This window comes from Halothece sp. PCC 7418 (assembly GCF_000317635.1).
Taxonomy (GTDB): Bacteria; Cyanobacteriota; Cyanobacteriia; order Cyanobacteriales; family Rubidibacteraceae; genus Halothece.
The window spans coordinates 1596895-1621195 of record NC_019779.1; the positions used below are offsets into that span (position 1 = coordinate 1596895).

Here is a 24301-nt window from a genome sequence, read left to right on the forward strand (position 1 = left end):
AACCCTTGGGGGGATCGTTATGTAGGGCTAGTTGATCGAAATGGTATGAAATAGTAAGCAGCTTACATTCTAACGTGGATCGAGAGCATCTCTTAAACCATCACCGAGTAAATTAAAGGCTAAAACCGTTAAAATGATCATAATTGCAGGGGGCCAGACCAGCCAAGGTTGTAACACTAAGACCGAAGCATTGGTGGCAACTGAGAGTAAGTTTCCCCAAGAGGGATCGGGTTGTTGAATCCCTAAGCCAATTAAACTTAAAACCGATTCTGCTAAGATAAAACTGGGAACAGCCAAGGTAGCTGAAATAATAATATAAGTGGCGGTCTGAGGTAAAACATGACGCACAATAATATAAAATGAATTTCCCCCTAACGCCCGTGCTGCTTCGACAAATTCTCGTTCTTTAATTGATAAAACTTGTCCTCGAATGACCCTCGCCAACCCTGACCAACTAACAAAAGAGGTAATCACAATAATTAGTAAAAACCGTTGGGAACTGGTTAAACTAGCGGGTAAAACAGCAGCGAGAGCGACTAATAAATAAATGGTGGGAATGGTCATTAACACTTCCACAAAGCGCATGACAACCGCATCAATGATGCCCCCAAAGTAACCCGAAATTCCGCCAAAAATCATCCCAAGGGGAAAAGAAATAGCAATGCCAAATAAGCCAATAAATAAACTAATTCTTCCCCCATGAACGAGACGAGAAAATTGATCGCGCCCTTGTTCATCTGTTCCTAAAAGATGAAATTTAGCCGAGCCAGTTGTTCCAAATAGGTGACGGTTAACTCCCCAACCTGAAAACAGTTCTACTGGTTCAAAATTTGGCGGAAAGGGAATCCGAATCGGTAGGATCTGATAAGAAGATCCAGAAACAAATAACCGCAAGGGTGAAGGCTGGTTAAAATTAACATTGAGTTCCCGTTCTCCCGTCTCTAAATTAACGGGCCCTTGTTCAGTGGGATAGACATGAGGACCGATCCATTCTTGGGTTTGCTGATTACGCCAATAAATTTCTGTCGGAGGGAGTAAAGACCCATTGGCTTGTGAGGTATAGGGGTCGTAAGGCGCAACAAAATCAGCAGCAATGACGACTAAATAAAAGAGCAGGAGAAGAGAAGCCCCTAAACGGGCTAAGGAATTCTTTTTGAGTTTGCGCCACCAGTTCATAAATCTAGTCAATAATTGAAGAATTGCACCCGATCATAGACTCTCATTTTAGCCTGAGCAACCATCCTTAGCCAATTGACAACGGTGAAGGCACAATAGACAATAATTAGGGAGGGGAAGGGATTTCGGGGAATAATATCCAGTAATGACAAATCAAGTATCAATTATTTATTATTAATGATCAATATGGCTTCTTCCATTTGGCCCTACAAAAGTCCTGGCATTCCTGATCACCTTTTTGAAAGGCTTCCTGGGATTCCCCTCACGAAGCGAGAGGTGAGGTTATTATTAATTTCTTATTTACGCTTAGAACCCAATTCTGTCTTGTGGGATGTGGGGGCGGGGACGGGAACGATTCCCGTTGAGTCGGGGTTACTTTGTCCAGAAGCCCGCATTTTTGCTGTAGAACGCGATGAAGAAGTGGTTGATTTGATTCAACATAATTGTACTCGTTTCGGAGTCAAAAATGTACAGGTGATTCAAGGGGTTGCGCCGACTTGTTTGGATCAGTTACCTGAGCTTCCCCATCGCGTCTGTTTGGAAGGGGGGCGAGAGGTTCATCATATATTAGAGCAAGTGTGGGATTATGTCCAACCGCAAGGGCGTGTGGTCGCAGTCGCCAATAATTTAGAAAGTTTATATCGCCTCTCGGAAGGGTTTGCGAAACTTCAAGCCCGTAATATTGAAGTGGTGCAGTCGTCGGTGAACCGTTTAGAAACCCGAGGAACAACACAAGTTTTTGCTGCGGTTGATCCAATCTTTGTTTTGAGTGGAGAAAAGTTATAGCTGGATTTGTCATCGTCCTAGGAAACAAATATCTGACAGTGATCCCAAGGGATCGCTAAAATGGGGGAAGGTGTCTAATAACACATTTTGGCAACGGAATTAACGGCGCAACCCAGTGATGGCAAGGGTGATGAAGAATTGGAAGATGACAAGTGACTTTAAATCAGTATCACAACGGATTCAAGGCACACTACAAGACATTCAGGAGTTTTTAGACGTTGATCGCGTTGACCTTTATCAATTCTTAGCCGATGGTAGTGGTAAAGTGATTGCAGAGGTCTTGTCTGCTCAAACCCCCCTTCCTTCCTTGCTACACTTGCGGTTTCCAGCGTCTGATATTCCACAGGTAGCGCGCGATCGATTTTTAAAGCAACGAGTTCGCATTGCGGTTGATGTTGGTTTCGGAAAACAATTTCAACAGTTTCCTTATGGTCAAGATCAGGTTACCTATACTGACGCTTCCCCTTGTCATTTGCAATATTTAAAAAAGTTAGAGATTCAAGCAAGTTTGACTTATCCCATTATTATTCGGGGGGAATTGTGGGGCTTGCTGTTAATTCATCATCGTAATAATCGCCTTTGGCAAAAAAGTCAATTATCAATGTTGGAGTTGTTAAGTGAACGGTTAACGTTACTGATTACAACCGAACAGTTGTCACAATGCGAAAGCACCCTATTATATCGAGAAGAAACTTTGACAACTTTGCGGGAGTTACTAAAAAGCACAGAAAATGATGCTTCCCTACAGCAGGTTTTGGAAAAAGTGGTTGCTGCTTATAATGGCTGTGGTGGAAGAATCTTTTTACAACGGCTCTCTGGAGAAACCAAGGTTTATGAAACTGGAGAACAGCCTGATATCAAAGCCTTGCAGCAGGTCAGTGAGTGTGAGGTGACTCTGGAAGAGACACTGGCGTGGCAAAAAAATTTACTTTCTTGTGAACAAGTTGATTTAGAAGAAGTGGATTATTCTTTATCGGTTTATCACTTTGATTTAACTCCCGATGAACCTTATGTTGGTTTAGTCCTTCCGTTATCTTCGCGATCGCATCGGGAAGGCTATTTAACCATTTTTCGCCACAATCAACCGCAAACAGTATGGTGGGCGGGTCGTCCGCCCCAAACTGCTGAAGAGAGGAAACAACTACGACCCTCTTTTGCGCCTTGGAAACAAGAGGTGCAGTTGTCTGCTTGGCAAAACTGGACAACAGAAGAGGTGAATCTAGGCTGCGCGATCGCGCAACTGTTAACGGATCACTTTCAGCAACAAGAGCTAAGCACTGCGGTAAATTTTCAAGAAAACTATCATGCCGTTACTCAACTCCCCAATCGGGCTTTCTTTACAGAACAACTGAATTTACTCATCTCTGAACAGACAAGAACGAATGAACTATTTGCAATTATCTTTCTGGATTTAGATCGCTTTCAACAAGTGAATAATACCCTCGGTCATACCGCAGGGGATCAACTGCTGCAACAGGTTGCCGAACGTCTCAAAACCCATTTCACCCCTAAGAATACGATTCTCGCTCACTGGCATGGTGATAAATTTGTCATCGTGCTACGAGAAGTCAATCAATTAGATAGCGCGGAATTGGAAGCAGCCATCAGTTTAATTGGTGATTGTTTGCAAGCTCCTTTTCCCCTCTTAGGACATGAAGTGTATGTGAAAGCCAGTTGGGGGGTCGCCATTAGTCCCTATGATGGTGATGAAGCAGAAACCTTGTTGCTCAATGCGGAAACTGCTATGTATAGCGCGAAACAACAAGGGCGCAATCGTTACCAAGTTTATAGCCCTTCGCTGCGATCGCCGCTGAATCCCTTAACCCTAGAAACAGAAATTCGTAACTCTCTGCAAAATAACGATTTCTTTCTCTATTATCAACCGCAAATGAACTTACAGACAGGAGAAATTACTGCTGTAGAAGCTCTCATGCGTTGGCAACATCCTCAGCGCGGATTGCTCAGTCCAGTCCATTTTATTCCCTTTGCCGAAGAAAGCGATCTGATTTGCGAACTAGGAGATTGGGTCTTAAAAACCGCCTGTGAGCAACTGGCGCAGTGGCGAGAGGAAGGAATTAAGGAAATCCGAGTTGCAGTCAATGTTTCGGGTCGTCAGTTTCAACAAGCCGAATTTGTGGAAACCATTCAGCAAATTTTAGTAGAGACGGGAATTCCCCCATCCGCCCTCGAAATTGAAATTACCGAAACCACCGCAGCCCAAAATATCGATCTGACCCACTGGATTCTCAAACAGTTGCAGGACATGGGAGTGAGCGTTGCTCTTGATGATTTTGGCATGGGCTATTCTTCCCTCAATGCCATTAAAACTTTCCCTTTGAATACGATTAAGATTGATCGCAATTTTATTAAAGATCTTAATATCAATACCGTTGACAGCGCGATCGTTAATAGCATCATCACCTTAGCTCAAGGTTTAAACTTGCGTGTTGTTGCAGAAGGGGTGGAAACCTTACAACAACTGCAAACTTTAAGCAATATTCCTTTCCCCTCCACCAGTCCAGAAACCAGCCAAGAGATACAAGGCTATTTTCTCAGTGAGCCTCTCTCTGCGGAAGAAATCACGGAGTTTTTACAGAATAGTTTATCCAAGAGACTACATTTCCCTTCGCAAAAAACGAGTCAGACCCTAGACGATCACAGGACTGTAACCCTTTCACCAGAGGCGGAAAACCAGACTCAGTTTTCTCAGGTGGGTAATTCTCAACTGCAACAACTATTGAATCAAACTCGACGGGAACAATTGGTCGCTCAAATTACGCAACAAGTTCATGGGTCTCTCGATCTAGAGGAAATTTTTCAGGTCACTGTTGAAGAAATTCGGGACTTTTTACAAACGGATCGGGTGCTTCTCTATCGGTTTGATGAAAATTGGAATGGAAGAGTTGTCATTGAATCTGTTGCTGACAATTGGGAAGCCTTATTTAATCGTGAAATTGATGATCCTTGTTTTCAGGTTAAATCCGCACCTTTATATAGCAATGGGCGAGTATTGGCGATTCAGGATATTGAAACAGCAGAGATGACTGACTGTTATCGCGATATGCTGCGATCGTTTCAAGTGCGAGCCAATTTAGTGATTCCGATTCTTAATCAAGACAATTTATGGGGATTGCTGATCGCCCATCACTGTCGCAGTAGTCGGAATTGGCATCCCACAGAAGTCAGTTTATTAAAACAATTAGCAACACAAGTGGGGGTTGCGATCTATCAGGCAGAACTTTATCAAAAACTGCAACAAGCCAATCACAAACTCGAAGAACTTGCGATTAAGGATGGTTTGACCAAAATTGCCAACCGTCGCTGGTTTGATGATACCCTTGATCGCCAATGGCAACGCCTGCAACGAGAAAAACGACCCTTAGCCTTAATTTTATGCGATATTGATGATTTTAAGCCCTACAATGACTACTACGGTCATCAAATGGGCGATCAATGTCTTGTACAAGTCGCTCAGGCGTTACAAAATGTTGCGAAGCGTCCTGATGATCTGGTGGCGCGATACGGTGGCGAAGAGTTTGCCATTATCTTACCGAATACCCCCGGGGACAAAGCAATGGTGGTCGCGGAAAGAGCACGAAAAGCGGTCTCTCGTTTAAAGATTCCTCATCTGAAGTCCTCCACTGCTCCTTATATCACTCTCAGTTTAGGGGTCGGCGCATTAGTTCCTAGTGCGGAAAACAGCCGTAAGGAATTAATTCGTCGTGCGGATCAGGCGTTGTATGCAGCCAAAGGCTGGGGGCGCGATCGCGCAATTAATTTTCTCTATCAACAATAACCGTTCAATCCACTTGCAACAGGGGTTCATGAGGATTAGGTGAGGGATGGGGTGGCGAAGAAACAGAAGAAGTCTGCGTCGGTTGCTGACTCACCATCATCAAAGCCAGTAGCAAACCAACGAGAAATCCAGTGAAAAATGTCCAACCATGAGACGGGTCAAATGAACAAAGTAAACGCCGATCGCGCCCATAAATTTGAATAGACCAGCCTTCATCAATCTTGTTTTGAATAGAATACTTCATCTGCTTTTTCTCCTTATATTAATAATGACTGCCCGATTTACGATACTGAATCGCCGTCATCCCTTGGTTTTCTAATAGTTCCCCGCGATCAACTGTGGCATACAATAAAATATGATCACTGCTGTGTTGGGCGGGCGTTTCCGCAAAGGTTAAACGGTTTTGAACGGTACATTCTAAATACGCTAAACCCTCTTCAATGACTAAACAGCCATTACTTGCGCTTTGAGTTGTTACTGAGTCAAAAGAATGACTAACTTGTTCTGAAAAAAGTCTTCTGATCGTTCGCCCTTCTTTGAGAATATTTAACACGAATTGATCCCCAGGTTGAGCGATTAATTGATGACTTTGTTCTTGAGAAATGGCAAGCATGATACCAGGCGGATTAAACGTTGCTTGTGATACCCAAGAGATTAAAACTCCGCGATGCTGATGATTCTGACAAGTGGTGAGAACGCATAATGACCCGACAATTCTTCCCACAGCTTGTTCCGTGCGATCAATTTTTGTTTCGGTAATCCCTTGGCGAGGAGTCCGCAGTTTTTTCGTCTTTTTCAGGGTTTGGGTAAAGATTTTTCCTGCTTGTTTCCCTTGTTCTAACATGGCAGCAGTGGGACTAAAGCGAACGCGAATCGGTTCAAAACCAAAGCTGTAATGGGCATCGCGCAGTTTATTTTCTAAAATATCAATGGCTTCTCCACTCCAGCCGTAAGACCCAAACACCCCAGCTAATTTGGTTTTAGTTGCATGGGCGAGGATGATTCCTAGTGCGGTTTGAATTTGGGTAGGGGGATGACCGCCTAACGTGGGCGAACCAATAATAAAGCCATCACAGGTTTGAATCGCTTCGGTAATTTCTTCAGAAGAGGCAAATTCACAATTAATTGATTCTACTGCAACTCCTGAGTGCATTAAGCCATGCGCGATCGCGCTTGCCATGATTGCGGTATTCCCATACGCTGAAGCATAGAGGAGGGCAACTTTTAGTTCTTGCTGGCTTTGTTCTTGACACCACTGCTGATAGTCATAGCGAAACCGACTGAGGCTATATTTAATTAAGCTACCATGAGCAGGAGCATAAATCTTGCTGGGAAGGGGTGTAATTTTCGCTAAAGCCGTTTCTAATTGTTTGCTTTGGGCTGCATGAAGACAGTCAAAATAGAAACGACGATCTTGATCCAGTTGTTTCCAATTCTCATCAAAAATGGCTTCACCACAACAATGCGCCCCAAAAAATTTATCGGTGTAAACAATTTGCGTTTGCGGATCATAAGTGCATAAACCATCGACCCAACGCGGGGTAGGAACACTCAGAAATTTTAACTGATGTCCTTGTCCTAAATCTAACGTATCTTGATCTTTTATAATTTGAATTTGAGTGGTTTCTAAACTATCTTTCAGGGCATTGAGGGCAGATTTAGAACAAATAATTGTTGCTTGTGAGGCTTTTTCAATTAAAACTTTTAGGGTTGCTAAACGATTGGGGTTAACGTGCTGTAAGATGATGTAATCTAACTGTTGCCAATCCAAATGATTATCTAGAGTTTCTAAATAAATATTAGTAAACGATTGCCCTGGGGGATCAATGAGAGCGATTTTTTCCGCTTGAATTAAATAGGAATTGGAGGTCGTACCTTTTTGCCGAGAATACTCCACTTCAAATTTTAATTGTTCCCATGTGCGCGATCGTAGCACTTTTGTATTCATTCCAATGTCTGCAACTTGCACATCTCTGGGCTTGATAGGTGTAGCAGTTTGTCCCATGATTAATGACTCCTAAATTATATTGTGATGTTTTTTGATCTGTTGAGAATAGTGATCAGTGATCAGTTACCAGTTAACGAAGAACAAAGAACAAAGAACAAAAATTTACCAATGTACTTCATGAGAGTGAAAATGGCTAGATTACAAATAACTAATGACCATTCCCATTTGTCACATTGACAGATCTTTGTTTGTGTCGTTCCGATATTTTTTGTTCTGGATCAACCCCTTCAAACGTCGGCGGTAGCCAAACTCGAACCACTAATAAAACAGCTAACACTAATAAGAAAGAACAAGTGGCTAAAACTTGACTCCAAGGAATATCGAGAATTCCTTTAACAATGATTTCTCTTAAGACTGAAACAATGGAAACTTCCACAGCAACGCCAATAGAAACTCGTCTTTCCTGTAAGTAAATAATGAGGAGGCGAAACAGTTCGACTAAGATGAGGACAAATAAAATATCAGATGTCACTCTTGGAAAATTTAAAGGCGGTAGCAGAGAGACAAACATCTCCCGCAACTGAATCGCCATAAAGCTAAATAAGCCAATACAAAGAGAGATAATAATCAAGTCTTGGACAAATTCTAAAAATTGAATGACTCCACTGTTATTGAGCGATTTATGCCAAGGAATTGGGGAAGAATTAATTAATTTTTGCATTGTATTTAGTTGTTTTTTATTGGGAGTTGAAGTATAGCAGTTCTAAATCATTCGTAAAATTTGATTAACTCTTCCCCCCTTACGAAGGGGGGCGAAGGGGGGATTAATTGATAACCTTACGAAGGGGGGCGAAGGGGGGATTAATTGATAACCTTACGAAGGGGGGCAAAGGGGGGATTAATTGATAACCTTACGAAGGGGGGCAAAGGGGGGATTAATTGATAACCTTACGAAGGGGGGCGAAGGGGGGATTAATTGATAATTATTATGGGATTGCTATCTGAAGGTTTAGCTTAATAATAATTTCCCACTTTTCGATGATGAACGGCTGTTAATCCCTCGAATTTTGAGACTCTTCCCCCTTCAACTTTGCTATAAATAATCCAGTGATCGCTGCATTCTAAACGGCTTGTCACTTGACATTCTATATAAGCTAAAGACTCAGCAATAATCGGTGAACCATTATTTGCAGGAACCGTTTTAATCCCTTCAAAACGATCCGCACCTGGGGGAAATCGTTTCAGAAAATGTTTAATTAAATGTTGATAATTCCCTTCTTCTAAAACATTCAAAACAAAGCGATCGCTGCTTTGTAAAAAGGATTCAATAGCGCGATCTTTTGCCACTGCAATGGCGACCCCCAATGGATTTAGACTGGCTTGCATTACCCATGAAGCAATCATCGCACTGTTAATTTCCCCTTTTTGAGCGGTGATAATGTATAACCCGTTACTGATGCGACCGAGGGCTTTCTGTAAGCTGTTGTCAATTGACTTGATTTCTTTTACGGCGCGATCGCGCGTTAGCCCTTGTCCTAAATCCGTTCCTGCTTCCTCGCACAATTGATAAGTTCCGCGATTAGGGGCTTCCTTGACTAAAATCGGCGCAAAGGCTTCACTCAGTCCAATTTCTTGAAACTGATTCCGTAACGGGTAAATCGGTTCATCTTCACCGCCACCCGCTTCAAAAAGACCAATGGTCTGTTTACTGTGGGCTGCTGCTAAGATGGTGCTGAGGATTTGATGCGCTTCTGAATCCGATTGCGCTGGCATCCCCAACACTAACCCTTTCGCTTGTTCCACGATCTCTCGCACTTCTTGCGGTTCGGTATCTTTCCAATTAATCAGTTCCACCGCAACCCCAGTTTTAGTAATTCCCTGCGCGATCGCGCGACCCATTTCATCACTATAACCATATTCAGAATAAAACAGGGCAACTAAAGTATCCGTTTTAGTTTGCGCTTCACTCCAGTCGTGATAGCGATTGACTAATTCGGAACGATGGTATTGTAATAAGGGGCCATGTCCCGTGGCAATTTGACCAACATCGAGTTTCCCCATCCGTTTGATCGCTGCTAAAACTGAACGGGCGTTTGGCTTCATCAAGCAATCATAATAATATTGAAAGTCCGCCTCAATTAGTTCTAAGTTCTCATCATAGATGGGTTCGTCACAATAGTGCATCCCAAACGCATCGCAGGTGTAAAGGACTTGGGTTTTATAATCATAAGTGAAAATGGTATCGGGCCAATGTAAGTTTGGTGCAGAGACAAACTCCAACTCGTGTCCATTTCCTAAATCCACGCGATCGCCGTTTTTCACGATTTGAGAATTAAACGGCTGATGCACCATATTTTCCAGAAACTGAATCGCAACTTTCGCCCCAATAACCGTTACATGGGGGGCTAAGGCTAAAATATCTGCGACTAAACCACTATGATCGGGTTCCGTATGACTAATAATGAGATAGTCAAGTTGTTCTGGATCAATTAAATGATTAATTAAATCAAGATACAGTTGGCGAAATTTGACATGAGACGTATCAACTAACGCCAGTTTTTCCCCTCGAATAATAAAAGAATTATAGGTGGTTCCATTTTCAAGGGGGAACTCAATATCAAAACGAGCGCGATCCCAATCCAGACAACGAATTGCAGTGGTTTCTGGTGCAATTTCCGTCGTTTGTAACGTCAATCGCTGAGTCGATGCAGAAGATTGCTGAGAATTAATAACTCCAACCATAAATCACTCCTTGTTCAATCCTTAACGCTGTACTGAGTCAATGTCATTTAGCAATAGCAACTGACATCTTGTCCGCATTCATCCGCTAAGTAGCACAAAGCGCGAAATCTTAACCCGATTAACTCTTCGTAGAGGGGATTGAGTTTACACAGGGGGGGAATATGACCAATTTTGCGTCCAAACAGATAAATATCCTGTTCAAAAGGACATTGCATCGGGATGAATCGACAGATGAAATGCGCTGTTGATTCGTTGTGGATTTTTAGCCGATTTAACTGTTCTCGCAGGGGAAAAAGCCAATCTCTGGCGGGGTGGGTGGCTTGTTGTTGGTGAGATAGAAAATAAACCATAGTTAACTGTTCCTGAAATTCTATAACTACAGTTTATCCATAGAGTTTTTAATATGGCAATTGATTTTAATATCAAAATCCTTGATAGTTGATAACTTTTGCTTAACCCTTGAAACCCCTGTAATCTCAAATTGATCAATGTTTGCTACAGATGAATCGAGGTGAGGGGGAGGGAGAATCACTTTTAGCTCCGAAGTGTCACTTGATCGGCGAAAATTGGGTGAGGGGGAGTTGGGGAGAGCAGTAGTTTGCTAGGATACTCGCTTTTGTCCCAAATCATTTGTAAAAAGTTGCTTGTTATAGCAGTTTTCACTCTCGTGAAATACATCCTCAATATTTGTTATTTGTTCTTTGTTCCTTTTCTTACTTATGGAAATTGTTTCCTCGATCGCGCTTTGGGAGAGTCCTTGACGAATATCTGCTAAACGATCTTCAAAAATTAATTGAATCGCACCCTTCAAACTTTCCTTAGCTTCTTCAATCGTTTCACCTTGACCATTTGCACCTGGTATTTCAGGACAAATCGCCCAGTATCCTCCTTCTTTTGCTTCCTCAATAATGGCGGTGAACTCTCCTTTCATAACCATTCCCTCAGATAATTCCTTTATTATGGTAACTAAATTAAGGGTAGGGTGGGCAATGCCCACCAGATAAACAGCAAACCCAAACACTTAGAGGAATTAAACGGCTAAATATTGATGCACTAAAGAATCCGTTAAATCTGCTGTTTGTCCTCTTGCCACGATCGCGCCCTTATCCATAATAAAAAACTTTTGAGCAAGCTGGCGGGCAAAATCAATTTTTTGTTCTACCACTAAAACCGTAATCCCTTTTTCTTTATTAATTCGTTTCAAGGTATCTTCAATTTCTTGGACAATGGAAGGTTGAATTCCCTCCGTTGGTTCATCTAATAGCATCAATTGCGGGTTACACATTAAACCCCTCGCAATGGCAAGTTGCTGTTGTTGTCCCCCACTGAGTAATCCCCCTTGACGGGATAAATGTTCCTTTAACATCGGGAAAAACTCAAAGATTTCATCAGGAATTTTCTTGTTTTTTGCCTTACTTGCCGCAAAGCCTAATTTCAGATTATCTAAAACCGACAAATAAGGAATAATTTCTCGTCCTTGTGGGATATAAGCAATCCCATATTGAGCGCGTTTATAGGTGGGGGCTTTACTAATATCATCGGCATCAAAAACCATACTCCCCTTACTAAGAGAATTTAAGCCGATAATACTGCGTAAAAGAGTGGTTTTCCCCACACCGTTGCGACCGAGTAAGCAGACTAAATCCCCTTTATTAATACTCATAGAAATATCAAATAAAACCGGGGTTTGTCCATAGCCTGCGGTAACATTAGAGAGTTCAAGCAGCGACATCGATTCTTTCACGACCGAGATAAACCTCCACAACTTTGGGATTATTTTGTACTTCTTCTACGCTTCCTTCGGCTAAGGTTTGTCCTTGGTGGAGGACAACAATGCGCTCAGCAATTTGTTTGACAAATTCCATGTCATGTTCAATAACAACCACAGCATGAAATTCAGACATGGCTTTGATAATTTCTCCCGTGGAATGAGTTTCTTCTGGGGTCATTCCTGCGGTCGGTTCATCCAATAAAACCACGGCGGGATCTTGCGCTAAAACCATACCAATTTCCACCCACTGTTTTTGTCCGTGAGAGAGGGAAGAAACTTTTGTTCCTGCATAGTCCATTAACCCAATCCGCTCTAAAACCGAAGTGATTTTATGGCGTTTCATACGGGTTAATTTTGCAGTGATTGCGTCAAAAATACCGTGTGAGCCTTTAAGAGCAAGTAAAAGATTTTCAAAAACGGTTAATTCGTTGTAAACATTAGGATTTTGGAATTTTCGTCCAATTCCCATCCGCGCAATTTCATGGGGTCGATGGTTGGTAATCTCTTTCCCTTGATATTCCACATGACCACTCGCAACAGGAGATTTCCCAACAATCGCATCGAGGAGGGTACTTTTTCCCGCACCGTTGGGCCCAATAATCGTGACAATTTCACGGTCAGCAACACTTAAGTTAACGCCTTTGAGGGCTTTAAAGCCAGAAAATTCAACTTGTAAGTCTTTAACCGAAAGAATAGAATTCATAAAGTTTTAGTCCTTAATAACGAGAGCGTTTCTTGCGTAAGATATTCAGGCTTGCTTTGGTTAATTTCTGTAACGGAGTTAGCCAATCAATGAGTTGGGCTTGTAGATACCCCGCAGAAGAGTCCGCAGAAGCCGTTTTAGTTGTGGTTTGAGCCAAGGATAAATTTTTGGGAACTAAACTCATTAAACCGTTGGGAATAAATAACACGACAACCAGCAGTAAAACCCCAATGATTAATTGCCAATCTTGAGTCACTTGTTCCGCGTAATTTTGAACTTGTCCCAGAATCAGCGTCGCAGCAAAGGGGCCAATCAGTGTTCCGCGCCCGCCAATGGCAACCCAGATCACCACTTGTGTGCCAAAAGCAACGGCAAGATACACAGGAGAAATAAATTGATTGAGAGAAACAAATAACCCCCCTGCAATCCCCGCAATCCCTGCGGATAATGTCCAGATGAAAATTTTATAACTGGCGATGTCGTAACCTAAGAAAGAAATCCGACGCTCGTTTTCTTTAATGGAACGGAGAATTAAGCCAAAGTTCGATTGTGTCAGCCACCAGGAACCCACTAAAACCGCAGTGGTGAAGACTAAACTCATCCAATACAGCCCTATTAAGGGAATTTCCGCGCCAAAGAAACTTAAGGGGGCAACGTCTGTAATGCCGTTTGTGCCTCCTGTATAGGCTTGTTGACTGACAAAAAAGGTGGTCAGTGCTGAAGAAATAGCAAGGGTGATAATCGTGATATAAACCCCACTGACGCGAGAGTGGAAGATAAACCAACCAATGATATAAGCAAATCCTGCGGGAAGGGCGACCATCGCAACCATCGCAATGGGGAAGAATTGTAAGGGGGCGATAAACCAAGGTAGTGTTTCTAAACCATTCCAAACCATAAAGTCGGGTAAAGCCACGCCATAGGTATTGGCTTCCGCAGATAGATTCAGTTTTAGAAAATACGCCATCGCGTAACCGCCAAGGGTGAAAAATACCCCTTGGGCAAAACTGAGAATTCCTGTAAAGCCCCAAACTAAGTCTAGGGAAATGGCAAGTGCGCCAAATAGCAGGAGTTTTGCCATTAAAGAGGTCTGAAACTCTCCCATCAAGAAGGGTAAAATGGCGAAAATAATAAAACCAATCCCGATCGCGATCGCGCGTTTTTTGGGAAAGGTTGATTCTTGGATTCCAGACAAGGCTTGTGTCATAATAAATTCTCCTTTCTCAACAACGGTTAACCGCGTTTCTGGACGGTGAAGAGTCCTTCTGGGCGATAACGGATAATAATGATCACTGCTGTCAATACAATCACCCGTGCAATCGGATCATTGAGGAAAAACGCGATCGCGGCATTGGATTCTCCAATCACCACTGCACCCGCTAATGTCCCAATCAGTTTATCCACACCACCGGTTACAACGACCATCCAGGCATCCACTAAGTAATCTTGACCCATGGGCGGAGAAACGGTTTTAATCGCTGAAATCACCGTTCCCGCAACACCAGCTAAGCCACAACCATAGGCAAAGGTTGCCATATCCACTAAGTTGGTATTAATGCCGAGGCATTTTGCCATATCACGGTTTTGAGTTACCGCACGCATTTGTCGCCCTAAGCTGGTGCCATAGAGGAGATAGGCAGTCAGGAGAAGGAGCGCGATCGCGATGCCAATAATTAAAAGACGGTAATAAGAAATGGAAACAGTTGCAACTCCCTCAGAATTAGTAATCAGGCTTAAATTCCCAGAAATATAAGAAGGAGCGCGAACATACTTCAACTGTGCGGTAAAAATGAGCTTAATCACCCCACGGATGACAATACTCAGCCCCCAAGTTGCCAACAACGTTTCCAAAGGACGACCGTAAAGGCGACGGATAATCGTTAACTCCACTAATCCCCCAATGATACCTGTCACGATAAATGCAAAGGGAATGGTTAACAGCAAATCCATCTGAAACAATTCTTGCATTAGAAATGTTGTATAAGCCCCCAGCATAATAAACTCACCATGGGCTAAGTTAATAATCCCCATCACCCCAAAGGTAATGGCAAGCCCTAACGCTGTCAGCAAAAGAATTCCGACAATTCCCACCCCACTAATCAACTGATTGAGGAGAGGAATGAAATCAAACCCAGAATTCTCTTGAGCAAATAAATAGGTCAATGCGTATTGGTTTAACAATCTTTCATCTCCTTTTTGATGCGAACCACAAAGACTCGTCTTTTTTCAAGAAGGTTGCGTAAAAGAGAAAGGTTAAGGGATAAAAAAATTCCAATATCCTTTTACCTTTACCCTTGTCCCTTTCCCCAGCGCGTAGTGCTATAAATACTTGGTTTCCAAGTTTTCTTTACCTGTTTCTTTGGTCGGGTCGCTGCGATCATCAGGGCTAGGATGGACACACATCCGTCCAGGATATAAAGTTTGACTCCAGGGAATGGGTTTAATCGCAGAAGGGCTGGAGAAGACAATTTCTGCTTGTCCGTCGTCTTTCCAGCGTCCAATCCGAGCATAGAGATAAGTGTGATAGTTGTCGGGATCCATCTTCACTTTCCCTTGCGGTGCGTTAAATTCTTGTCCGCGAGTGGCTTCTCGTAGCGTCTTAGTATTAATTTCGTCTCCCGCTTCTAAAACGTCTTTCATCGCTTGCGCCATGAAGAAGGTTTGTAAATACGCTGCTTCCATAACCCCATTTGTCACACGGTTATCCCCGAACATTTCTTTAAATTCACGCACAAATTGTTCGTTTTCAGGAGTATCAACGCTTTGGAAATAGTTGAAACTGGTATAGTGTCCCGCAGCATATTCGGGGCCCATGGCTTGAATTTCTTCTTCTGTAGTGGGATACGCCATGATCGGAATATCATCGGCGCTAATCCCAGCATTTTGATATTGACGATAAAACGCGGGAATACTATCACCCACTAAGTTACTTAAAACAAAGTCGGGTTGCGCCTGTTTAATTTTATTGATAATAGTGATAAATTCTGTTGTCCCGAGAGCAGCATATTCATCCCCGACAACCTCTCCGCCGAGTTTTTCTAATTCTGCTTTGGCAATGCGATTACTCTCTTTGGGATAAATGTAATCAGACCCAATAAAGAAGCCTTTTGGACCAAAGTTTTCGTAACAATAGGGGATGGAATCGGTAATTTGTTGGTTCGGTGCTGCCCCTGTGTAAAAAACATTAGAACTGCACTCATTCCCTTCATAATAAACGGGATAGTAAAGAATTGAATCCTTTTCTTCAAAAACAGGTAAAACGGATTTACGACTCGCCGAAGTGTAACACCCTAAAACACAACTGACCTTGTCTTCATCAATTAAACGCTTGGACATTTGGTTGTATAAATCCCAATTGGAATCAGGGTTAACCACAACTCTCTGAATTTTTCGACCCGCAATTCCAGGGCCATTATCTTTCCAAGGACCCGTGCCATTATTGATCTGATCAATCGCCAGAAATGTGGAATCTTGTAGGGATTTTTCCACAATTGCAATGCTGCCCGTTGTCGAATACATGACCCCAACTTTAATGGGATTTTCTCCTAAATCTTCTTGAGAAGCCCCACCTGATCCTGCTCTGTTACCGCAAGCTGCAAGGACACCTGCACCAACCGCCAGAGAACTATATTTAATAAATTTACGGCGCGATGTCCGACCTAAATCAAAATACGAGCGCTTTTTAGTCATAGCATTTCCTTCAAAATTGATCCCAAATATTAGCGTTAACAACTCTGCTTTTTTTAGGCAGAATTACCCAGACTTAGAGAGTTTAATTCACTTCAAAACAGATTATATTTGTTGAATTTATTTTATTGTTTTTTCTGATACATAATCGAGACCATTTGTAATGCTCTATTCGTTGAAAACACAAAATTAAGCCCCACGTAACCCGCCTTTGCTTCGGCGAATTGCCAATCATAAAAGTCTAAACTTTTGTGCCATTTGTTAAAAGCTGATGACTAGGTTAAGGCTTTCTTAATCGTGAAACTGTATTGAAAGTTACAAAAGAGAGAGAAAAGTGTGAGCAATCGCCGTGATGATCAAATTAAAGCAGTGTTTACTACAAAGTCCTTGAGGTGAGGAGAAACGGAACTTAATTACATAATTAATCACAAAAATAACCTCACAGTTATTACCATGAGGCACTAATATTTTTTCTAAATCGAGCCGAGGGGGAGAGAGAATCACTAGGATTGCAATTCATCCAGACGGGCTAAGACTTGTCTGCTGTGAATGGGTGGTTTAACGCCAATGAATCTTTCCCGTAAGATGCCATTGGGATCAATGAGATAAGTATGACGCAGCGATCGAATGCCTAACCATGAGCCATAGGCTTTACTCACACTACCATCCGTATCAGCAAGCAAGGGAAACTCGACACCTAATTCATCACAAAACTCTTCATGAGATTGTACATCATCTGCACTGACACCAATGATTTGAGTATTGCGGGCTTGATATTTAGACAGATCTTGCTGGAATCGTTTCGCTTCTAGGGTGCAACCAGAAGTAAAGTCTTCGGGATAGAAATATAAGACGACCCATTTTCCGTTGTAATCCGACAAGGAAATTTCACCATCTCCTGTGTTGGTGGGAAGGCTGAATGTGGGGGCTGGCTCATTGAGTGGGGGCTGTTTACCCCCTAAAGCATGGGCGGTGGGAATGTGTAAGAGGAAGGCGAAACACAGAGTAAGGACAATTGTGAGTAAATGGCGACGGGACATGATGACTTTCTAAATCACGATTCCCTATTGAGAATAACAGGTTCTTGCTGATTTGTCCTGATGCTTATTCTGTCCAGTTTTTGGCTCGTCCTACTGCTTTTTGCCACATTTGGAAGTTATCTTGGGCTTGATGTTGGTTTTTACTGGGAATAAAGCTACGATCGCGCTTCCGTTTGGCGACTAATTCATCATAATCATTCCAGAAACCAATGGCTAGACCCGCCCCAAATGCAGCCCCTTGCGCCGTTGCATCTAAAATCGCAGGACGCTCCACAGGAATCCCCAACACATCCGCTTGAAACTCCATCAAGAAATTATTTTGGGAAGCCCCCCCATCCACCTTGAGAAGAGAGATTGGGGTATCGCCATCTTGATTCATCGCATCCACAACTTCTTTGACTTGGTAAGCAATGGACTCTAAAACCGCTCTGACGATATGTTCACGCTGCACACCGCCTGTAATCCCTAAAAAACCACCTCTGGCGCTCATATCCCAGTGAGGCGCACCCAAACCACTCAACGCTGGAACAAAGTAAACCCCATCAGTATCATTGACACTACGGGCTAAAGTATCCGTTTCTGGTGCGGATTTAATCAGTTTCAGTCCATCGCGCAGCCACTGAATACAAGCCCCTGTGGTAAACATCGCCCCTTCTAAAGCGTAGTTCGTGACAGGTTTTCCGCCATTGGCTTCACTCCAGGCGACAGTGGAGAGGAGTTGATTGCGCGATCGCGTTAGCTCTTGTCCACTCTGAGCAATTAAGAAAGAGCCTGTCCCATAAGTACATTTCAGCATTCCTTTTTGATTACAACCGTGAGCGAAGAGGGCTGCTTGTTGGTCGCCAAACACAGCGCGAATCGGAATTTCTGTCCCTAAAATCTCTTCATCAATTACGCCAAAATCTCCTAAACTTGGACGAATTTCGGGCATTAAATGGGCTGGAATGCCAAATAAGTCTAATAACTCCGAATCCCACTCATCTGTCCCCAAATTCATCAACATCGTCCGACTGGCGTTACTATGGTCTGTACCATGAACTCGTCTTCCCGTTAAATTCCAAAGAATCCAAGTGTCAACCGTCCCCGCTAACACCTTATCTAAATCCACTTCTGGCTGATTCTGTTTCACCCAATCAAGTAACCACGCCAACTTACTGGCGGAAAAATAAGCATCTAAAACTAAACCTGTACTTTCTTGGATTTTTTCCGCATAGCCTTTTTCCGTTAATTCTCGACAGTTGTGAGCCGTTCGCCGATCTTGCCAAACAATTGCTTTATGTAACGGTTCTCCTGTTGTTTTATTCCAGAGTAAACAAGTTTCTCGTTGTACCGTTAACCCTGCTGCTGCGACCCCTTGGGGAGACACTCCCGTACTTCTAAAAACCTGTTCCATACAGCTACGAGTATCATGCCAAATTTCCATCGGATCATGTTCGAGCCAACCAGGATGAGGATAATATTGAGTCAATTCCCCATAAGATTGTCCGACCACTTCCCCATTCCCATCAAAGAGAATGGCACGATTTCCAGTTGTTCCTAAGTCGAGGGCAAGAACGTATTTTTGCTTAGTTTCCACGGTGATCTCTCTTGTTTTCACTGTATTTTAGTTTACCATTTTTGTTCAACGAATCCTTTCCGAAAGTTAACTTCCTTAAACTTTCAAAATCGTTCGGATATTGCGGTAATCACAGGAGATAGAGCCGTACTTCCTTCTGTTCAAGGTTGCTTATATTAGAGATGTAGAAATGAATTCTTACTGAGAGTTTCTACAAAATTTGTTATCCAGATTTGGAGGCAATAGCCATGGCTTTAATTCGTTGGCAACCGTTCCGTGAACTCGATGAACTGCAACAAGAAATGAATCGTGTTTTTGATAATTTAGGTTATAGCCCTTTAGCTCGTAAAGAGGATGGTTTAACCAATTTTGTTCCCCCTGCTGAAATGGAAGAAACAGAAGAAGCGGTTCACATTCGCTTAGAAGTTCCAGGCATTCATCCTGAAGATATTGATATTCAAGCCAGTGCAGAATCGGTTTCTATTCGTGGCGAACGCAAGTCAGAATCGAGAACAGAAGAAAAAGGAATTAAACGCACTGAATTTCGTTATGGAAGTTTCCAACGAGTGATTCCGTTATCCACTCGTATTAACCATAATGAAGTTGAAGCTGAATATAAAAATGGGGTTTTAGAATTAACCCTTCCCAAAGTAGAAGAAGCAAAACAAAAAGCAGTGAAAGTGAAAGTGAATGCTTAACTTGGCATCAGGAATGAAATAGAGAATTTGTCCCCTGTTCAAGATTTTGAATGGGGGATTTGTATTAAACTTGAAGAAGTCGTAGGGTGTGCAAGGCAAACCCTAATATCAACTTTCTCCAAAAAAAGCAGGATAAACAAATGCAAAAGCAGTGGAACTGGGAATGGGTGTTCCATCCATTTCTTCTACAATAACGGTTTCTAGTTCTTCATCCCAATAAGCCTTGACTTTACGCCCATTAAACTGAACCGTTTTCTCTCCAATTTCCTCCATTTTTTCGTGAGCAAACTGTTGACTTGCACCCCCAAATTCTCCTTGTGGAGTTTCATGGCTGCTTTCCCAAATATAACTAACAATTGCTTTCGGATGTAAGTCTCGCTGGTCTTGATTACGAACGGAAAAAATGATTCGATTGTCGGTATAATAACTGCCGTAAGGATAGCGTTGATAGTTGCGATTGTAGCCTGTATCTGTAGAGAGAATTTTGCTGTTGGGGTGTTTTTCTAGCCAATTTCCTAAAGTAGTTTTTACAGCAGGAATCGTTTCTAAACTGTGATTGACTCTTGAACCAACAATTCCTAATGTCCACGGTTGCGCGTAGAGGGTATCGTCTGCGCGATCGTACATGACTAAACAACTTTGATATAATTTTCCAGAAACGCCAAAGGTACTATTTCCTCTTGTAAATGCTGCAATGGTATCGCATAAAGGACAATAGGTGACACTAACATTAATTCCGCCAATGGTATCATTAACAATTTCGTGCCAATTCATAATTTTATAGGGATAGGCTTTCGCTTCCCCATTGATGAAAACGCCGATAACCGTTTCTTCTTCGTTGAAAGGGGTTGTGCTTGCTGTCTCAAATTGGGGATTATCTATACTCGGAATCCCATCTTTCGGTGGACCGCCATTAAATAAATTATCAAGGTCAATACGGGCGGTTTCTGTCACTGGTTTGCTATTCTGTTTTTGAATATCATCTAATTCTTTACTTTGGTCATGAAAAACAGAGGTGAGGTGAAAATATTGCAGCTTAAAGTTATCCCATCCCCCAGCTTGGACAACCATTCCCCCTAACGTGAGGGTGAATAGAGAAACACTACCTAAAGCAATTTTTACAATTCGTTTCATGGTCAAAGTGACGACAGATTTCATATTTTTCTGGTTTTTATTCTTATTCAATTTCCTGAAAAGCGATTTAAGGTAAGATGAAATAAAGATGAGAAACCTCTTTGACCAGTGACCAGTGACCAGTGAACAAATGACTAATGACTCAAAACAAAAACGTTCAATTTACATCAGACTCTCTTGAAAAATTTCCAAAAACATCTGCGACTGAAAAAAAATCGAATTTTTTGAGGGGTCAAAACTTCTGGTTAATCTTACCCAGTTTAATAGTGATTGTAATTGTACTGGGAGAAATAATCAGTCGTTTAGTGGTGAATTGGTTGTGGTTTGAAGAAGTTAATTATATCGAGGTTTGGTGGACAGGCTTAACGACACAAATCGGACTAGGAGTCGCTGTTTTTAGTATTTCAGGGCTGTTTTTAGGAGTTAATTTCGCGATCGCGCAAGGACTTCGTTTTCCTCATCCTTCCCGCCAAAATTTCCCCAGCGCACCGCCAATTCTTGGGAAAATGAAATTGCGTCGGTTACTAACAGTCATTGCAATTATTTCCCTGTTAATCAGCTTCATGTTGCTGCACTATTTACAAGTTAGCTTATTCTTTTTAGAAGGACTGCAATTGCCCTTTTTGGGTGATATTTACCAAGTGCCAGGGATCTCAGAAAATTATGAAGTGTCTAACTTAAACCCCTTTCTCCCCTCTCCGTTTCAATTGCAACTGATTAAACCGCTTTGGGGAAGTCTTTGGGAATCAAAATGGGAAGTTTTTATTCTCATTGGAATCTTTGCTGTCTTGCTATTTAAACTCCGCTTTTGGTTAAAAACCTTTGCGGTCATTATTAGTTTCTTTTTCACCCTCATTATTGCCTTAAATTGGGCGCAAATTTTACAGTTTCTCAACGCCACTACCTTCGATACAGTTGATCCTCTTTTTCAAAAAGATGTCAGCTTTTATATTTTTACCTTACCCGTTTGGGAACTTCTGGATTTTTGGTTAGGGGGACTGTTTTTGTATGCGTTATTCGCTGTGAGTTTGATTTATCTGTGTTCTGGAAATAGTATTGCTGACGGTCAATTTCAAGGCTTTTCCTATCCGCAACTGCGTCATTTGTACGCTTTAGGGGGTATGGTTTTATTAACCTTATCCTTACGCCACGGTTTAGCCCGCTATGAGCTATTATATTCAGACCGAGGAGTCACTTATGGAGCAAGTTACACGGATGTCCAAGTTCAACTTCCTCTAGAAACCTTTTTAACCATTGTTGCTGCGGTAACAGCCGTTTGGCTATTTTGGCGCGCGATCGCGCATTCAATTCGGTTTCGGATTAAAGGACGATCGCCGTGGTACGGACTGATGATATATCTGGCTGCAGTGGCTGCGGGTTCTATTTTAAGCCCCACGGTGCAACGGTTGGAAGTGCTTCCTAATGAACTGGAACGAGAAAAGCCCTATTTAGAACGGACAATTCGTATGACACGGGCTGCATTTGGCTTAGATCAAATTGAAGAAAAACCCTTTGCTCCCCAAGGAGAGTTAAGTTTTCAAGATATCGAAAATAATCGGCAAACCATTGATAATATTCGCTTATGGGATGCCCGTCCTCTCCTACAAACCAATCGCCAACTACAGCAAATTCGCTTGTATTATGAATTTGCGGATGCGGATATTGACCGCTACACCCTACGGGTGAATATTGAAGATCCCAATGCAACCAGTCGCCAAACCGAACGACAACAAGTGATTATTGCTCCCCGTGAATTAGATTATAGTTCCGTTCCTGAACAGGCGCAAACATGGGTAAACCAACATTTAGTTTATACTCATGGCTATGGCTTCACCCTTTCCCCTGTGAATCAAGTAGGAGAAGGGGGATTACCAAAATACTTTATTAAAGATATTGGCACAGGAGAAGAAGAAGCACCAGGGAATTTAAGTGTCGCCAGTCCGCAAATTCGAGACAGTATCCCCATTGGTAAACCCAGAATTTATTACGGGGAACTGACCGATAATTATGTCATGACGCGAACCAAACAGCCAGAGTTAGACTATCCCACGGGAGAAGATAATGCCTATAATACCTATGATGGCAGAGGAGGAATTGATATTGGCAGTTGGTGGCGACGGGGGATCTTTGCGGAATATTTGAAAGATTGGCAGATGTTGTTCACTCAGAATTTTACCCCTGAAACAACGTTACTGATGCGGAGAGATATTAAAGAAAGAGTCAGCGCGATCGCGCCGTTTCTTCAGTTTGATGACGATCCCTATCTGGTGACAGCAAATACGCAAACCTCACGCCTTGGCAGTGGCGAAAATTATCTACACTGGATTATTGATGCTTATACCATCAGCGATCATTATCCCTATTCCGATCCAGGGGGTTATGGCTTCAACTATATTCGCAACTCTGTAAAAGTTGTGGTTGATGCCTATAACGGGAACGTGGAATTTTATGTCGCAAATGATGACGATCCCATTATCCAAACTTGGTCAAAAGTATTTCCTCAGTTATTTAAGTCCCTCGATGATATGCCTCTCCCCCTCAAGAGTCATATTCGCTATCCCGTTGATTTATTTAAAGTGCAATCGGAACGACTTTTAACTTATCACATGACGGATGCCCAAGTTTTCTATAATCGAGAAGACCAATGGCAAATCCCCCAAGAAATCTACGCCAACGAAGCGCAAGCCATTGAACCTTATTACTTAACGATGAAACTTCCCACAGCCGAAAGTGAGGAGTTTATCTTATTGCTACCGTTTACCCCCACCGAACGGAATAACTTGATTGCATGGATGGCTGCACGGTCTGACGGTCGGTTTTACGGGAGACAATTATTATATCAGTTCCCGAAACAACGTTTGGTTTATGGCCCTGAACAAATCGAGGCTTTAATTAACCAAGAGCCTGTGATTTCACAACAAATTTCGTTATGGAATCGACAAGGATCACGGGCGATCCAAGGAAACTTACTGGTGATTCCCATTGAACAATCGTTATTATATGTCGAACCGGTGTATTTAGAGGCGGAACGCAATAGTTTACCCACCTTGATTCGAGTGATTGTTGTTTATGAAAATCGGATTGTGATGGCGAAAACATTACAAGGCGCGATCGATGCTATTTTCAAAGGGGATACGACTGAAGAACCTGCGATTATTCGCCCCTTAGAAGAGATTCCCGCAACCCCTGATCTAGAAACCGAAATTGAGTCGATCACTCCTGATCTGCAAACGGAAGAAACGGAAACAGAATCATAGCGCGATCG

18 protein-coding genes and 1 pseudogene are annotated in these 24301 nt (G+C 42.4%); 4 read left to right on the forward strand and 15 right to left on the reverse strand.

What is annotated here, in order from left to right; all coding sequences use genetic code 11:
• Positions 1–69 precede the first annotated feature (69 nt).
• Complete coding sequence (locus PCC7418_RS07225; protein WP_015225522.1) at positions 70–1176, reverse strand: ABC transporter permease; 1107 nt, start codon at positions 1174–1176, stop codon at positions 70–72.
• Between the two features lie 177 nt (positions 1177–1353).
• Here PCC7418_RS07225 and cbiT point away from each other — a divergent pair, with 177 nt between their 5' ends.
• Both cbiT and PCC7418_RS07235 read left to right on the forward strand, forming a co-directional pair.
• Positions 1354–1962 carry a precorrin-6Y C5,15-methyltransferase subunit CbiT gene (gene cbiT / locus PCC7418_RS07230; protein ID WP_015225523.1) on the forward strand — a complete coding sequence of 203 codons (609 nt, stop codon included), beginning with the start codon at positions 1354–1356 and terminating at the stop codon, positions 1960–1962.
• Positions 1963–2107: 145 nt separating this feature from the next.
• Positions 2108–5758 (forward strand): diguanylate cyclase domain-containing protein, encoded by a 3651-nt coding sequence (locus tag PCC7418_RS07235; RefSeq protein ID WP_041596189.1) that lies wholly within the window; start codon positions 2108–2110, stop codon positions 5756–5758.
• A gap of 4 nt (positions 5759–5762) precedes the next feature.
• On the opposite strand, the gene PCC7418_RS07240 is transcribed toward PCC7418_RS07235, so the two are convergent.
• From PCC7418_RS07240 to glpK, 13 genes and pseudogenes are all read right to left on the reverse strand, one after another.
• Positions 5763–6002 (reverse strand): hypothetical protein, encoded by a 240-nt coding sequence (locus PCC7418_RS07240; RefSeq protein WP_015225525.1) that lies wholly within the window; start codon positions 6000–6002, stop codon positions 5763–5765.
• A gap of 18 nt (positions 6003–6020) precedes the next feature.
• Positions 6021–7763 carry a diflavin flavoprotein gene (locus tag PCC7418_RS07245; protein ID WP_015225526.1) on the reverse strand — a complete coding sequence of 581 codons (1743 nt, stop codon included), beginning with the start codon at positions 7761–7763 and terminating at the stop codon, positions 6021–6023.
• 151 nt (positions 7764–7914) lie between these two features.
• Positions 7915–8427 carry a phosphate-starvation-inducible PsiE family protein gene (locus tag PCC7418_RS07250; protein ID WP_015225527.1) on the reverse strand — a complete coding sequence of 171 codons (513 nt, stop codon included), beginning with the start codon at positions 8425–8427 and terminating at the stop codon, positions 7915–7917.
• Positions 8428–8720: 293 nt separating this feature from the next.
• Positions 8721–10448 (reverse strand): diflavin flavoprotein, encoded by a 1728-nt coding sequence (locus PCC7418_RS07255; protein ID WP_015225528.1) that lies wholly within the window; start codon positions 10446–10448, stop codon positions 8721–8723.
• Positions 10449–10495: 47 nt separating this feature from the next.
• Positions 10496–10768 (reverse strand): annotated as a pseudogene (locus PCC7418_RS07260) (Mo-dependent nitrogenase C-terminal domain-containing protein); the annotation flags it as partial.
• A gap of 281 nt (positions 10769–11049) precedes the next feature.
• Entirely contained in the window at positions 11050–11469 is a 420-nt protein-coding gene (locus PCC7418_RS20205; protein ID WP_235620766.1) for a type II toxin-antitoxin system HicB family antitoxin, read from the reverse strand.
• A 9-nt stretch (positions 11470–11478) separates the two neighbouring features.
• Positions 11479–12180 (reverse strand): urea ABC transporter ATP-binding subunit UrtE, encoded by a 702-nt coding sequence (urtE, locus tag PCC7418_RS07270; protein WP_015225531.1) that lies wholly within the window; start codon positions 12178–12180, stop codon positions 11479–11481.
• Positions 12167–12922: an urea ABC transporter ATP-binding protein UrtD gene (gene urtD, locus PCC7418_RS07275; protein WP_015225532.1), complete on the reverse strand. Its 756-nt coding sequence runs from the start codon at positions 12920–12922 to the stop codon at positions 12167–12169. Before urtD ends, urtE begins: the two co-directional genes overlap by 14 nt.
• A gap of 13 nt (positions 12923–12935) precedes the next feature.
• Positions 12936–14129, reverse strand: a complete 1194-nt coding sequence (urtC, locus tag PCC7418_RS07280; RefSeq protein ID WP_015225533.1) for an urea ABC transporter permease subunit UrtC — start codon at positions 14127–14129, stop codon at positions 12936–12938.
• Positions 14130–14155: 26 nt separating this feature from the next.
• Positions 14156–15103: an urea ABC transporter permease subunit UrtB gene (gene urtB, locus PCC7418_RS07285; RefSeq protein WP_015225534.1), complete on the reverse strand. Its 948-nt coding sequence runs from the start codon at positions 15101–15103 to the stop codon at positions 14156–14158.
• A 138-nt stretch (positions 15104–15241) separates the two neighbouring features.
• A complete protein-coding gene (locus PCC7418_RS07290; RefSeq protein WP_015225535.1) occupies positions 15242–16612 on the reverse strand; it encodes an ABC transporter substrate-binding protein in 1371 nt (456 codons plus the stop codon).
• 500 nt (positions 16613–17112) lie between these two features.
• Positions 17113–17649: a peroxiredoxin gene (locus PCC7418_RS07295; RefSeq protein WP_015225536.1), complete on the reverse strand. Its 537-nt coding sequence runs from the start codon at positions 17647–17649 to the stop codon at positions 17113–17115.
• A gap of 64 nt (positions 17650–17713) precedes the next feature.
• Positions 17714–19225, reverse strand: a complete 1512-nt coding sequence (glpK, locus tag PCC7418_RS07300; RefSeq protein WP_015225537.1) for a glycerol kinase GlpK — start codon at positions 19223–19225, stop codon at positions 17714–17716.
• 227 nt (positions 19226–19452) lie between these two features.
• On the opposite strand from glpK, the gene PCC7418_RS07305 reads away from it, so the two are divergent.
• Positions 19453–19902 (forward strand): Hsp20/alpha crystallin family protein, encoded by a 450-nt coding sequence (locus PCC7418_RS07305; protein WP_015225538.1) that lies wholly within the window; start codon positions 19453–19455, stop codon positions 19900–19902.
• 108 nt (positions 19903–20010) lie between these two features.
• On the opposite strand, the gene PCC7418_RS07310 is transcribed toward PCC7418_RS07305, so the two are convergent.
• Entirely contained in the window at positions 20011–21060 is a 1050-nt protein-coding gene (locus tag PCC7418_RS07310; protein ID WP_015225539.1) for a DUF3179 domain-containing protein, read from the reverse strand.
• Positions 21061–21173: 113 nt separating this feature from the next.
• Between PCC7418_RS07310 and PCC7418_RS07315 the strand changes: the two genes are divergently transcribed.
• Positions 21174–24293 (forward strand): UPF0182 family protein, encoded by a 3120-nt coding sequence (locus tag PCC7418_RS07315; protein WP_015225540.1) that lies wholly within the window; start codon positions 21174–21176, stop codon positions 24291–24293.
• Positions 24294–24301 lie beyond the last annotated feature (8 nt).